The organism is Novosphingobium sp. SL115, assembly GCF_026672515.1.
Lineage (GTDB): Bacteria > Pseudomonadota > Alphaproteobacteria > Sphingomonadales > Sphingomonadaceae > Novosphingobium.
This window is the reverse complement of sequence record NZ_JAPPRG010000001.1, coordinates 49,384-63,056: the sequence shown is the minus strand read 5'-3', so window position 1 is coordinate 63,056 and position 13,673 is coordinate 49,384. Positions and strand designations below refer to the sequence as shown.

The 13,673-nt window shown below is 56.6% G+C and carries 13 protein-coding genes; 5 read left to right on the top strand and 8 right to left on the bottom strand.

Annotated elements, in window-relative coordinates:
- Positions 1-119 precede the first annotated feature (119 nt).
- A complete protein-coding gene (locus OVA07_RS00315; protein WP_268169695.1) occupies positions 120-1,067 on the bottom strand; it encodes a nucleotidyltransferase and HEPN domain-containing protein in 948 nt (315 codons plus the stop codon).
- A 1,116-nt stretch (positions 1,068-2,183) separates the two neighbouring features.
- On the opposite strand from OVA07_RS00315, the gene OVA07_RS00310 reads away from it, so the two are divergent.
- The gene (locus OVA07_RS00310; RefSeq protein WP_268169488.1) at positions 2,184-2,948 is read left to right on the top strand and encodes a metallophosphoesterase family protein; all 765 of its coding nucleotides are present in this window, start codon (positions 2,184-2,186) and stop codon (positions 2,946-2,948) included.
- 413 nt (positions 2,949-3,361) lie between these two features.
- Here OVA07_RS00310 and OVA07_RS00305 read toward each other — a convergent pair whose 3' ends face one another.
- Positions 3,362-3,838, bottom strand: coding sequence for a MarR family transcriptional regulator (locus OVA07_RS00305; protein WP_268169487.1), 477 nt, complete (start codon positions 3,836-3,838; stop codon positions 3,362-3,364).
- Between the two features lie 865 nt (positions 3,839-4,703).
- Here OVA07_RS00305 and OVA07_RS00300 point away from each other — a divergent pair.
- Positions 4,704-5,120 carry a hypothetical protein gene (locus OVA07_RS00300; protein ID WP_268169486.1) on the top strand — a complete coding sequence of 139 codons (417 nt, stop codon included), beginning with the start codon at positions 4,704-4,706 and terminating at the stop codon, positions 5,118-5,120.
- A 382-nt stretch (positions 5,121-5,502) separates the two neighbouring features.
- On the opposite strand, the gene OVA07_RS00295 is transcribed toward OVA07_RS00300, so the two are convergent.
- Positions 5,503-5,820, bottom strand: a complete 318-nt coding sequence (locus tag OVA07_RS00295; protein WP_268169485.1) for a hypothetical protein — start codon at positions 5,818-5,820, stop codon at positions 5,503-5,505.
- A 461-nt stretch (positions 5,821-6,281) separates the two neighbouring features.
- Between OVA07_RS00295 and OVA07_RS00290 the strand changes: the two genes are divergently transcribed.
- A complete protein-coding gene (locus OVA07_RS00290) occupies positions 6,282-6,902 on the top strand; it encodes a response regulator transcription factor (protein ID WP_268169484.1) in 621 nt (206 codons plus the stop codon).
- Here the strand turns inward: OVA07_RS00290 and OVA07_RS00285 are convergent.
- The 3 genes from OVA07_RS00285 to OVA07_RS00275 all read right to left on the bottom strand — a co-directional run bounded on the left by OVA07_RS00285 (position 6,876) and on the right by OVA07_RS00275 (position 9,529).
- Positions 6,876-7,355: a hypothetical protein gene (locus OVA07_RS00285; protein WP_268169483.1), complete on the bottom strand. Its 480-nt coding sequence runs from the start codon at positions 7,353-7,355 to the stop codon at positions 6,876-6,878. The two genes, OVA07_RS00290 and OVA07_RS00285, sit on opposite strands and share 27 nt — an antisense overlap.
- 975 nt (positions 7,356-8,330) lie before the next feature.
- Positions 8,331-8,840, bottom strand: a complete 510-nt coding sequence (locus tag OVA07_RS00280; protein ID WP_268169482.1) for a hypothetical protein — start codon at positions 8,838-8,840, stop codon at positions 8,331-8,333.
- 506 nt (positions 8,841-9,346) lie between these two features.
- Positions 9,347-9,529 (bottom strand): hypothetical protein, encoded by a 183-nt coding sequence (locus OVA07_RS00275; RefSeq protein WP_268169481.1) that lies wholly within the window; start codon positions 9,527-9,529, stop codon positions 9,347-9,349.
- A gap of 291 nt (positions 9,530-9,820) precedes the next feature.
- On the opposite strand from OVA07_RS00275, the gene OVA07_RS00270 reads away from it, so the two are divergent.
- Both OVA07_RS00270 and OVA07_RS00265 read left to right on the top strand, forming a co-directional pair.
- Complete coding sequence (locus tag OVA07_RS00270; RefSeq protein ID WP_268169480.1) at positions 9,821-10,264, top strand: hypothetical protein; 444 nt, start codon at positions 9,821-9,823, stop codon at positions 10,262-10,264.
- 1,096 nt (positions 10,265-11,360) lie between these two features.
- Entirely contained in the window at positions 11,361-12,029 is a 669-nt protein-coding gene (locus tag OVA07_RS00265; RefSeq protein WP_268169479.1) for a response regulator transcription factor, read from the top strand.
- A gap of 234 nt (positions 12,030-12,263) precedes the next feature.
- Here the strand turns inward: OVA07_RS00265 and OVA07_RS00260 are convergent.
- A protein-coding gene (locus OVA07_RS00260; protein WP_268169694.1) for an IS5 family transposase occupies positions 12,264-13,036 on the bottom strand; the annotation gives its coding sequence in 2 pieces (ribosomal slippage) (positions 12,264-12,748 and positions 12,748-13,036; 774 coding nt in all).
- Positions 13,033-13,668 carry a hypothetical protein gene (locus tag OVA07_RS00255; RefSeq protein ID WP_268169478.1) on the bottom strand — a complete coding sequence of 212 codons (636 nt, stop codon included), beginning with the start codon at positions 13,666-13,668 and terminating at the stop codon, positions 13,033-13,035. The genes OVA07_RS00260 and OVA07_RS00255 overlap by 4 nt, the downstream gene beginning before the upstream one ends.
- Positions 13,669-13,673 lie beyond the last annotated feature (5 nt).

The following is a 13,673-nucleotide window of genomic DNA, read 5'->3' as shown; positions in this document are numbered from 1 at the left end:
GCGAAAGCAATTGTCGGCAAATTGAGGCCCAACCATTGAGCGGGTGAGATCGTGCGATGCTGCACAAGATGCGTTTGCGGATCACATATTTGCGACCAGTTGAGGCGCTTCGCCTAGGGTCATTGCCTACCTGTTGCCAAGCCGGTCCTGGCGCATTGCTCCTGCAGTGCGATAATCCGTTCTGCACATACAGCATGAACCACCCGGCCCAGTTCCTCGATCTGCTCGCCAAGCCAGGCCAATTCTTCCAAGGTGATGCTATAGTGCCGCGAGTAGCGTGCCTTGACGTAAGCTTCCTTGAGCTTCTCGAACATTGCGCGCTGTTTCCGATTGTCGGTTGGCCAGACATAAGTCAGGCGGCGATCTATGCGCTCGGCCTGGGTACGAAGAAATGCCAGATTATGAACGTGTGGTGTGTAGAAGGTGACGACCAGCAGAGCGCAGTGGTACAAAAACTCAGCTGATTGGTGAAGGTCAAACGCGGCTTCTCTCATTCGACCTTGTTTTAATGTGTAGCGCGCAGTGTCGAGTCTTCCCGCTGCAGCAGGATACCACTCCTCAAAATATTCCTTTGCCATCGCCAAGGCCTGCTCGGGCGTCTTGGGTTTGGGCGTGTGGAGTTCGGTGTCGTCACTTTCGTAGAGTGCGATGCCATCCCTGGCGACGTCCATGAAGAAGTAGCGCCCATGGGCTAGCCCATCGTTCACTTCGCCCAGCGTGTGGACGATGAAATTGACCGGCGTCTTCAATGTGCCGGAGATGCCGTATTCCCGCATCAGGTGCTCATCGAGCCGTGACCAGTATTTGACCCTGTCAGTCAGATCCTTGTGATTGACGATGATCAGCAGATCGAAATCGGATTTGTAGCCCTTAGCGGTGTGAGGCTCGTCGATCCAACCCCCGCGCGCGTAGCTGCCGTAGAGAACGACCTTGAGAATGCGCCCGGCCTTCTTGCGCTGTTCGCTTGCGCAAGCGGTAACGTCCTCGAATTCCGCGAAGATCAGCTGAAGCACGCGCGCAAGTTCGCGTTGCTTGCCTGCCGGGAGGTGGTCGAGATCGTGTCGCATCAAGAAGTTACCCTGTCGCCCCAGGCATAGAAAGGCAAGTGGTGAGCTAGTCGCCATTTGACGCGGATGCTCGATTCCTGCGCCGCTCTTCACGCACCTGCTCCTCTCCCTTTCTCTGCTGACGAGCGCGGCATTTTCACAGACCAGCTGTCGCAAAGAGACAGCTGGTCGGTCCACCGACAATTATCATGTCCGGGCGTGTCGGCTCATAAAGCGATGTGCCCGTACGGTGTAGCCGCTGTCCCGCGTAAATGCTCCCTGGAGATCGCCATGCGGGACTATTCCTTGCTCGCCAGCATGCAATGCGCCCTTTCAGCGTGCGCGGATGCCGCTCTCCAATGACCGACCGGGCACTGGTCAGGCATGACCTGCCGTAGGCTCGTCCGTTCATGCCCGCCTGCACCGCAGCTAGAACCCGACTTGGCTTTCCGCAACGGGGCTCCCCGGCATAGGCATCGCCCCCTGCGATGGCAGGGAGCGATGCTGACAGGCCCATCACGAACCGGCCATCCTAAATGACGGCGCGCACTGCTCTTTCAGATGGATGCGCAACCCCTGTTGCGCAGGAGAAATTTCGGGTCGCAGACCGCAAGGTGTGACGCATTTCACACGACGATACGACAATCGCGCCCATGCCGAAAAAGGAAAAGGTTCCGGCTGCAATGTTCGCCGCATCATGGAGGGGTGAGATCGGCCTGGATTGGTGACCGCCCTGAATAGGCGTCGCGGTGGCGTTCAGGCAGTTGCAGCGGGAGATAGCGCCGTCTAGGAGGCTGGCAGCATGTTGCAGATTGCCATCAAGAACTACCGAGTTGGGGGTTTCCCGGACAATCCGGATCAAAGCAACCGCAACGTGTGGGCAAGGATGTCCTGTTCGCCACATCGCAATTGCCCGCAAAGCTGCTGCACAGCCATTTTCCAGCGATCCTTGCGCCCTTTTGCTGGAACCGCAGGGGAAGATACTCGTTGTAGCGGGAGCCGCGGCAGGGATGAGTGGCAAGCACTCGTCGTGCATATAAATCCCATTCGATACCGGGCAGTGAGGAGATCATCGCGCAGGCCAGGATTGTCATCTGAAATCATACTGGCATGAGCGCGACAGGATAGATATCAAGCATGCTTCAAAAACTCAGGGCGCTGTTTGCGACCGACACTCAACAAATCAGTTTGCCATCGGTGCCGCACGGCGAACGCGTCTATGCGATAGGCGACGTTCACGGCCGGCGAGATCTGTTGTGCTCGCTGGTTCAGAAAATCGAGCTGGATGATGCCGCGCGAGGGGCTGCAAGAACCACAATCGTATTTCTTGGCGATCTGATTGATCGAGGACCGGACAGCGCTGGCGTGATCGCCGATATCCTCGATTTGTCCCATCGCCGAGCCGTGCGCGTCCTTGCTGGAAATCACGAAGAAATGCTGCTCGCCGCGCTCGAGTCCGAAGCTGTTTTACGGCGCTTCCTGGAATATGGCGGCCGAGAAACGGTTGTTAGCTATATGGGCGATCTTGAAGCCTATCGGCTTCTCACCATGACAGAACTGACACAGCTCCTGCCGGCATTGCTGCCAGTTGCGCATCTTGCCTTCCTCAGGAACCTCGAGGACCAGATCCGGATCGGGGACTATCTGTTCGTTCACGCCGGCATCCGGCCAGGCGTACGGCTGCCCGATCAACGTCCTGCAGACTTGCGCTGGATACGGGGAGGTTTCCTCGACAGCGACGAAAATTTCGGAGCGATGGTAATTCACGGACATACGATCAGTGAACACGTCGAAATGCGGAGCAACCGGATCGGGATCGACACTGGCGCGTATTTGCATGGCAAGCTGACCGCGATCGGGCTCGATGGCACAGAGCGCTGGTTTCTGGAAGCGCAAGGCTGAAAGGCAGAGCCGCATCAGGCAGGAAGAAAAACTCTCTGCACAAGCCGAACCTTGCCAAATTCAAATGAAAAATCTTAAAATTACTTCCAGAAATCCATTGTGCGGCCGTCAAAAATCAAATTAACCCCGATCAATCTGGTGAATTTATCTTATATCCCAACCAGGCATGGCAGCGTGTATTGCAATACCATTCATGGAATTCGCAAATTCCTACAAAACTATCTTTTTTCGTGGCATTTTATGGAATTTCCCAGGCTGTCTCGGGCTAAGCTTACTTGCGCTGCCACATAGTGGTGGCCCAATCTTTCGAGGCGCACAATGACGAGATCGAGGGTGGCCAGGATCTCGCGCTCTACTGTTGTCCGGGCTACTTCGTCCACAGTCTTTGCGTCTCTGGCCCAGTTCGTATCATGTCAGGCGGCTTGGTGAATGCGCAAATTCGTGCCTTGATCTCGAAAGATCTGTGCACCGAGGAAGTGTTCGATTTTCTCGATCGCTGCCTTGGTCAGACTGATCCAGGTTCGCCGTCCATCGTTGGGATCGGCAGCGCGCGCCACCATCTGGCTATTGGCAAGGACCGCAAGCCAGCGAACGACTGTCGCCGTCGCAATGCCGGTTTCATGCGCGAGGTCGGTGACACTGATGCGGCTACCTTGTGACCATGCAACATAAAGAGTCAGCATGATTTCCCAAGAATGCTCGCTGGCCAGTTCTGCGCCAAAGATGTCACGACGAAGCTGGTGCAAGGACAATGTTGTCTGGGCAGTCTGCGAGAACAGGCCGCGGCGCCTGGTCACAGAAGTTGAAGCGGGACAGGCAGGCTCGCCGATCAGCAGGCCCTGGAGAATGCTCAACGCCTCAAGCGCTCTGGTGCGATCTTCGTGTTCCACGACTAGTCCCAACGTGAATGATTGGAAATGCCCCCAATCACATTGCGCATCCATAGCAGAACGCAACCTAAATGACAGCGCAATCTACAAACGATTGTATTTTAGAACAAATGCATTGATTATATTATAAAATTTAATCGTGCCTTTCGGTTGTCTGGTCAGAATGTGGCGCCACTTCACGGATATTCGTGGCCCAATTCATGGAGGCTTCGTCATGTCCAACGTCCTGAGAGAGCCTGATTCGCTCCGGTAACGCGCAAGCCAGCGACGGCATTCCGGGGCGGGGCGGGGCGATCTCATTGCTTGGTGTATGGAGGCGCAAGACTGTGTTGCGAAAGACTACTGTGCGGAAGGTGGAGCGCTACGCGTCTTGCAAAATTGCACTGCAATATCGCATTGCAACACAATCCAGCGCGGCAGCTTCCGCTAGTTGCCATCCGTTCAAGGCGCTTGGTCTGCAGCGAACGAGTCTTATGACCAACATTGCGCGCGTTATATTTTATGGTCTTAGCGGCGCACCTGTGTGACCAAGCAGCCGGGCGACTAAAGCCATGCCGCGTTTCGTCCGTCCGGGCCGGGCCCTGTGCATCGCGACTATGCCGGCACACCTTCTTGCCATGGTTTGCAGTTGACAAAGGCGGCAGGCGCTCCGTTGCCCGAGTAGCGTATGGCGCCAGCACTGCAATGGCTCAAGATTGCCTGTGATTTTACAAATTTCCAATACCCGATGTAAGCCTGCTTGTTTCGGGATATGTGATGATGGTCACCCAATTTTTACTTGCTAATGAGCATAATATATTGATATTTTTCGCATTCAATATAGCTGCCGACCAGCAAGTTTATCTTGCCGTCACGGGAGAGGGGGATGGAAGAGCAAATCTCAAACCTCGCTGGAGCACTTGTCCAACTCGAGGCGAAGCGCTGCCGTCTCTTCGGAGAGTCCTTTTCCGGCTCAACCGGATGGGACATTTTGTTGACGATCGCCAGCGTGGGCGGAACGATCGGAAGGACGGATCTTGAACAGCGGTTTTCAGGCAACCCTGTCGTATTTGAACGCTGGCTGACCCTTTTGACCGACCGCGGGCTTGTAGTGGAGGGCTCCCTCGCGCCAAGCAGCAATGGATCGCAACGCGGGCTGACCTGTCACCCCACCGTCATCCATCTTGCCGGATGGGCCGAAGAGGCATTGGCAATGCATCTTTTGGAAGTCCGTGATGCCATGGCCAAATTCGCCGACTTGGTGAGTCCGCAAACGGCAGGATTGTCATTTGCACCGGATTGATGTTGCTTTGACGTCCTACCGTCCAAAATCGGCGGGAAAAGCCGCAAGGTCAGCGTCATCGCCACAAATGCGTGAAAATTGTAATTGCAAGGCTAGCAAGACAAAACGCCAGCAACACTCCAAATTCCAGGCGTAAACGCATGAACCCGCGCCTTTCAGGCCAGCAGGGCGCCGGAGGACGCATTCCTGGTGCACGATGGCTTCGCTGCTCCAGCGCCGCAGGCTGAAACCCACTTCAGCGATTTTGCCGTGCCGAAAGGCCCGAAGTGATGGGTGTGCAAGGAGCGTTTCCGAACCTCTCGAGCACGGCGTGGAGCCTCATAGCGAATATTCCACTACGGCACATACGAAATTATGCCATTTTGGGGTCATTATTGAAATTTCAGATTTTCCATACGCCTGTAACTCTGCGCAAAATTGTTATTTCATTGTTTTCATTAGAAATCAATACAGAGAGTGTCGGGAAAAGTGATCCTTGACCGACCAATTGCCGTGGATATTCCGGCGCAGGAATAGTATTGTTCACTACCCGAGAATTTCTATTGAAAACAATGGCTCGGACGAGCCGAGCGGTGCGTCCCTGAAATGCGGCATTGCGGATGTTTGGTCGAGGTCGTTCACGCACCATGTCTCGCGAGACAGAGGATGCGGGTGCCGCCAGATCGACAGGAACGCCAAAACGGAGCTTGGAATCGGCCATCGGCGGAACCGGCTTGAACACGTTGGCTTACCCGGGGCTGCTTGCCAGCCCATCAGAGGCCGCGCGAAATGGCGTAGTGCCCGGCACAAGCGAGCGGTCAGACAGTCCAGCAGGACGGCGGCAGACATGGGGCCATGCACAGGTGGCGGGCACGTATTCGCCTAGCTATTCCCAGGACCTGGGACGCGCGGCGATCATATTTCATGGTGGCGATTGGAGCCCGCAATGCTGGCTACGTTATCACAAACAGTGCCGGAGGTGGACCCCATGCCAGCGTGGACCGTGCCGGAACAAGCCTGTGAGCCTGACCACGGGGCAGGGTCCGGTAGCCGCAATCGCACCATTATTGGGCATTATTAATAATTTACAATCAATGCCTTATGGAAAATTGCCAGGTTGTTTCTCCCAATAGCTGTGCGATCTTTTCACCATTTTGCCAACTGCCATGACAGACATGGACTATGGCTACGAAACGATATCTCCATATCATCGATTCCCATGCAGGGCGCCGCGCGCAGATTTATCATGATGGCACTAGCCTTGGGTACCATTGTGAAATCCACGACGGTGCAGCCGAGTTCCTGAAATCGAAAATGCATGATGGTCTGGTGCTGCTGTACGACGGTGGACCCGCCAGCGCCGTCCATGCCTTCTTATCCCGAACGGCTGCCCTTGGGGCGTGGTTTGGCATTGTCGCTTATTGCGAGAATCCGGCGATCGCACAGGTGATTGCTGCGATCAAAGGCGGTGCCCTTTCGTTCATTGGCACTCCGGAAAATCCCGACGTGCTTGACAGCGCGCTTCAGGCAGCTGCCGAGGAGGCAGACCGCCAGTACGATGCCCGCAGCAATTGTGCCAAGGCTTGCGCCAATCTTGCGCGGCTCAGCAGGCGTGAAAACCAGGTACTCGAATTGCTGGTCCACGGTGACAGCAACAAGACCATCGCTCGTCATCTCGACATCAGTCCGCGAACCGTTGAGATCCACAGGATGAAGTTGCTGGGGAAGCTCGGTGCCAAAAACTCAGCCGATGCGATAAGGCTTCACGTGACCGCCTCATGCGCTCTGATGGTCGCGGCCTGAACCGGCCGGTTTCCAGGATAATTTCTCGATGGCGGGGCTGATCAAGGCACCTGCCACCCGGAGACGGACAAGGGCCGAGATAAAGCCATTGGCGTTGGTAGCCAGCGCCTTGGACAAAGTCTTCAGAATGTTTGGGATTGAAGCCGTCGTGCATCCCGCCATGAATCGGCGTGGCGGCTTGGGAGTCGGCAGCTTGGCCTCGAAGCTCTCGACATCAATGACATACGTGCCGATCCGTCGACATTGCGCCAGGACCGGTCCGGTGCAGTCAGCGGCTTGCGGGACGTCGGACACGACCCGAAAAATCCTGCCGTCTGGCGCAACCAGATAGAGCGCATCGGGAGCTTGCTGGAAAGTGCCTTCCAGGACGCAAGCGATGTCACAAGCATTCTCGCCAAGCAGTAGCTCGCGAAAGGTTGTGGGTTCCGCAAGATCCTTTTCAGTTTTGATCAAAGTCCGCCTCAAGTTCTGCCTGCGCTTCAACAAGGGATAAACGTCACCCCCCCCCCCACGCTCGGTGTGAATCAAAAGCTAAACTAAAGTGATAAATAATATCTATATTCCCGACGCTGTTCGGTAGTGGGTGCGCAGTATTTATCGCGTGCCTGCCTCACGCTCCGCTAAGGGACGCCAGCCAGCGGGTCGGTTAGGGCGGTCGATATCGTTCGGCGTCAGCTCGCGAGCGAATGCCAGCCTCCCTTGATACGCATGCCTCCCTTGATCCATATAATTGTTTGATAATAATAGATTTATAATTTCAAGCGGCACGATCATCCCACTGTGAGGGGATGCAAATGTCAAAGGCAGTGCCTCATAGGTCGATAACAGCAGGCCTGGCGCGTGGTACAATCCGCACCTTGAGAACGGCGACGTCGGCTGAATGGAGATTCTTAACAGGATCTGGCCGGAAGCCCGAAAATACAAGCCTGTGTCCCGTGCGCACACGCCATGTTCGTGAAAGATGGTGGTGGGCCGCCGATTGTCCCGGGATCACCTGCTGCCCGTCCATGCTGTGCATATGCAACTTCACCTTCCTGCCCTTGGCTGAGGTCGGGTTTGGCCCATGACTGGTTCGATGGGCTCGGGCTTGCTGTCGATGATTTCCTGGACTGGCGGCAACTTGCAGGAGTGCAACATTGCCAACGTGAGCAATCCTTGAAGCCCCATTTCGATGTCGATCTGCCTCCCGGCGATCCTGGATAGCGGTTGTACCTGCGCAAAGGATTGCAGCGTTCCACTAAGGAGACATGCGCATCGTGGCAGGCGCCAGGATTTAAGGCCGACGGAATAGTACAGCGAGCAGTGATAATTCCGGAGCGCCAGGATGGTGAGTGGGAACGCAGTACCGCCGAACGCGGAAACGATCAGGGATCTCCTCAAGCGTGTCGTGAAAGACCTGGACACATTGGGTCTGGTCCAGCCGGCCCTTCATGTCAGCCTGGCCATTGCATCGCTCGAAGCCATCACCAACCGAGGGCCTGCCAGCGCATAATCGATGGGTGACCACGCCAGGGCAAAAAGGCTGAACCCGTTCGCAGTCATCGCCAAGGTGAACAGCCACAATGCGGCAAGATCGCGGCGGACGTTCCGCCAAAAGTCAGACTCGCACTGCGGGTCACAATGGCTCTCTCGCCATTTCAAGGTCATGCCGGGCTTGGTGACGAGCCGCTCAAGGGACAGGTACGTTTCCAATTTTGTCGCAGGTTCTGCATAGGGGCAACTGCAAAGCCGGGCCCATGAGCCTGACCAAGAGAGCACAGCAAGGTTGACCTTGATGTGAGCAGGGCTAGAAAATGCTTTGAGAACGCTGCGCGACGAGCGGCGCTTCAGGGGCGCATAGTGATAAGTTTTTGGGACGGCCTGGTCGATCGGGGCAAAGCGGGCATTGCGGACTTGGCGGTTGGACACACCGCCTCTCGAACCAGCAGGCACGCTCATGCCAGCAAACACCTTCGTGCCAGCAAACACCTTCGGGAATGTGCGCGCAAGGAGCTCAACGCGCTGGCCCGGCTTTTAGCAACGTCTGGAAGCTTCAATCTTGCCAACGATGGCTGGCGCATATTGCTGACGCTGCTTGTCACCAATTGCGCAGGCACCAAAGCAGATACGCTGTCTGTTGCTGGTAGTCTGTCACTGTGTCCCGATATTGTCCTGCGATACTATCAGGTGCTGGAGGCTGACCGACTTGTGGTCTTGTCCTGTAACAGCCACAGTGATCGCACGGCCTGTCTATCCGCTCACGGGCTGGTGACGATATTGCGATATTTCTCTCCAGAACCTGCGAATGACTGAGCTGGTGAGATTCTGCCCGATTTTTTTGCCAATATTGCCGCATGCTCGGATAAGCTTGGCTTCGTGACCGGCCCAGGCCGGCATTCCGGCCTGGGCGTCAAGCCTCTAGCGATGCTTGTCAGCCGGGCCCCGACTTTCAGCAAAGGGCATTGTCAGTGAATCGCACCGCCCTTGCGCATCTTTGGTGCAGACTGATGAGCCAGGCTCGCGTTCAAGATGGCGATGGCGTTGGCCACATGGATGCCAGCCAGGGGAACATCATGACGGTCGATGATCTCGAGAACCTCGGTCAATTTCACGATGACCTCCGGTAACAAATTGCTGTTTTTGTCCATCCCGATCTCTGTCTGCGACCGCGCGCGCTTTGGGCCATCTACAACGATGGTCGTGATAATGAAATTGAATAGTCCGATTGATCCTGGTTTGATCCGCAAATGTCTTTTTTAAGGACATGGGTGAGAAAGGGGGCGAAATGCGGGAAGCTGCACCCGGTTTGCCCCAGAACCGCAAGTCCTTCCAGAATGAGAGAAATTTAACTATATTTCTTGACCATCGTTTGCGGATCGTCAAATCTTGCGCGGGGATGGGCGGATCGTTCTGTCCATGTTGGAGGATGGGGTTATCCAATGCAGGCATTTGACCAGACCCAACTGGCAGACCTTACCGTGCTGTTGCGCCGTCTTTCCGACACCATGCCACCAGGGGATTTCGCCGCGATTCGTCACGAGTCGGAGGCACGATCTCCGCTCCTGCTCGATCTGGTCCGGGCAGAACAGGCCAATCGCAAGCGTCGTGCACAATTGCTCGGCATAGACCATGACATTTTCAGTGATCCGGCCTGGGATATCCTGCTGGAGTTGTTCGAAGCAGACCTAGGGGGCCAGAAGATAAACGCATCGGTGGTCGGACTGGATGCCAATATTCCCCAGTCAACGGCCCTGCGTTGGCTTAACATGCTCGAAAAGGTGGGCTTGGTACGTCGGCGCAAGGATGAATTCGACAAAAGGCGTCAGTGGATCGGCCTGACGGTAACTGCCCGGGCAGCATTGCAAAAATACTTTCAGCGATAGACTGCAGACCAGGGCGCAAATGGCCAAGGCCAGACTGCGCCAGGGCAATATATACGCGGGGCAGGGTGAGAGGTCTCGGCACCTGTCCTGGCCTGTACCGTTTGTTGCAGCCGCTTTGCCACATGCCAGATCCATCATCCGACAACAGATGCGTGTCCGTCACCTGTGCAGCGCTGGAGGCGAGGCCATGCATCCAGCTGGACCGCCAAAAGAGCACTCAGGACGATGATCGCGGCGCTTGCAATAGCGCCGCTCCATGTGCCGGTCGGCACGGCCTGCAACAGATGGTGCCGCGTCACGGACCAGGGATGGCAACGCATGGCACCGACAACAGCCCCAGGGAGCTGGGGCATGCCGGGATCGGTATGTCTGTCGCTGTGTTTCGCAGGCACGGTCGGTCGGTCAGGGGCCAGTGGTGTGTGAAACGATGGTTGCTGTGCTGCCCCTTCCAGGCAGGGATGGCCTGGCAAGCCTTGCTCACGAATATCCCAGGTCAGGTCGATGCTGGAGACCGCATGTGCCAAGTGTCGCTCGACAACGTGCCGATCCATCCTCAGCATTATAGCCAGCGCATTGCTGGTGCGATTGCGTGCCAGCAAGCGACCCATCACCTGCCGTGTCGTCATGCCAGCGGCATCGACCGGATGATTTTCGCAAATCGAGGCGCGCGGGCCTGCACATCGTATCGGCATCGGTACTAGGTTAGACCTCGTGCGGTTTGGTAGAACAAGAGATGATGCGGCCAGGAGGTTACGCCACTGTAAATGCGATTGCAGGGCTCGCGGGGCCCTGTCCCGGATTTCTTGTGCTTGCCCGAGCTGGCACCGGGCCACGGCACAGGCGCAAAAGCGCGATCATGCGGCCAAGGAGCGCTGAGCCAGGCACTTGCGGCAGGACCGGGTGTGACGGATCGAGCCGAGGACCCTGCTTCAGGAAGGCCTTATGATATAATACTTAGGGGCTTCCCGCATTTAACCTCCCTCCATGCCGTTAACCATGATCTGCGAAATTTCCCTAGTCGATCCACTAAGGTCGAGAAACAGGGGTTACCTATATGACAGTGCATGCAGTTCTGGACGTGGCATCGGCGAGACCCTTGGCCTCGCGCGCTTTGGACGACGTGATCGGCGCAGTGCGTGCAAGCTACGATCAAGACAGTTCGGGTGATCTGCGCACCACCGTCCACATCGTTTCCGAAAGCGCAGGCGATCGGGCCATGGCTGCCAGAATGATCTTCGCATTGGGGCATCATGCAGAAGTCTACAGCAGTGCAGAAGAGTTCATCGAACACGCCCCTGCCAGAGGCCTTGCCCTGGTGCGGGAGGACAATTCTGGCTGCGCACAACGCCTGGTCGCACTGATGTGCAATGCGGGGTTCTGGCTGCCGGCTGTGGCTTGGAGCGATACATTTGAATGTGACGTCGTAGTCAGTGGCGTGAAGGCGGGTGTGCTTGACTATATTTCGGGCCAAAACCTTGCCGAGGTGTTGCGCACCAAAATTCGTGGTGTCCTGCTCGAAGCAAATCGTTTGCGCAGCCAGCAGGAACGTCGGGCAGCCGCATTGCGCATTATCGCACGGCTCAGCCAGCGAGAAAGCGAGGTGCTGAACTCTCTGGCGGAGGGGCACTCCAACAAGGAGATGGCGCGCCTGCTCGACATAAGTCCACGGACAGTAGAGATCCACCGGATGAAGATGATGGGCAAACTGGGCGCAAAATCATCGGCCGAAGCGATTCGCATCAAGCTCGACGCGGACCGTTACTGACAGCCCAATTGCCAGGCAGATCGGCTCACGGCAGATTGAATTGCTTCAAGTCTGGACGCAGCAGATCGGGATATCGCAGATTGGTCAGGACAGCCCGCGGCGCAGCCCTCACGTTCGTCCAGGCAGCTTTCATTCGCCATGGGACAAGCGCGATGACATCATCCGGAGTCGCCGGAACAGGCAAAGGTGCCGAAAAAGGTTCAGGCGGGCCTGCGTTCCGCTCGCAGAACGGCTTCACGCGGCAAAGCGCGAGCGCGGACACCACCAGGCCGTAGACTCATAAACGCGGAGCCACAGCCGCATTGAGGCGAGCTGGACCATCGCGAGGACGTTCTCGGCCAGCTTTTCGTAGCGAGTGGCGACACGGCGGAAGTGCTTCAGCTTGGCGCAGAAGCGCTCGATCAAGTTCCTCTCGCGGTAGAGCCAGGTGCTGAAGTAGGGTTTCGACCGACGGTTGGACTTGGGCGGGATATTGGCGGACGCGCCCTTCTCGCGCATAGACACCCGGGTGCGGTCGGCATCGTATGCCTTGCCAGCCAGCACTATTGTTCCGGCACCGACATGATTGAGCAGGTCGTCGGCAACTTGGCCGTCGTGGCTTTGTCCAGCAGTCAGGCTCAACCGGATCGGAAGGCCTCTCCCGTCGACGACCGCATGGATTTTGGTCGTGAGCCCGCCTCGGGAACGACCGAGACAATGATCTCGATCCCCCTTTTTGCCGTCGCGGCCTGTTGGTGGGCCCGGATGGAAGTGCTGTCGATCATCTGTATGTCACCGTCGTGCGCGGCAGCGATTGCGTCCATCATCCTATCCCACACGCCCGCTTTCCGCCATCGCACAAAGCGGTTGTAGCAGGTGGTGCGCGGTCCGTAGCGTTCTGGCAGGTCCTGCCACGGGGCACCAGATCGTAGCAGCCAGAATATGCCGTTCAGCACGCGCCGATCATCGACGCGAGGCACGCCTCTGGGCTTGTTTGGCAGTAACGGCTCCTGCGGAGCCTGAATCAGCGTTCCACCCGGCGGTAAAGCCCAAAGTTGCCACGAGCCCGTCCAGATGGCAGCTTGAACACATGGACCCTACGGCTATCATTGCCCGCATTCGCGACCATTACGTCGATCAATTTCGGGCATTTGCCGAGCAGCAGCAGGCGCGCTGCACTCAAGGTGCCCCGGAGGTGAAATTTCAGTTGAACGAACAGAGCGAACTGTTCGATCGATTGTATTGCGTTGATTTTATAATAAACGATGGTGCTGTCGAAATTGTGGAGCTTCAGCCAGAGAATATTCTCACGTTCGAACCGATCACTGGCTCGCTCGGCCATGCTTCCTTGGCGATCAAGCATCTGCGGTGGGACGACGTGCTTGTTCGTCATGATCTTGACGAATTGCCGTCCGATCAATTGTCCAAATGGTTTCATCTTTGGTTCGATCCGGAGGATGCCCGTAAGGACCCCCACGCCGAGCTTTCCGAGATCATCCATTCCCTGTTGATCCAGCCCCACTGCATTAGCATCGACTTCGGCACCGCCAAGCCAGACGCCTTCTGGAATATCCTGCAATTGCTTGATGATGCCGGAGCCACCCACATCGAAGTCAGCAGTTCGCGAGCAGATGCCGAGAACGAAGACTAATGGGTTCATGGCCT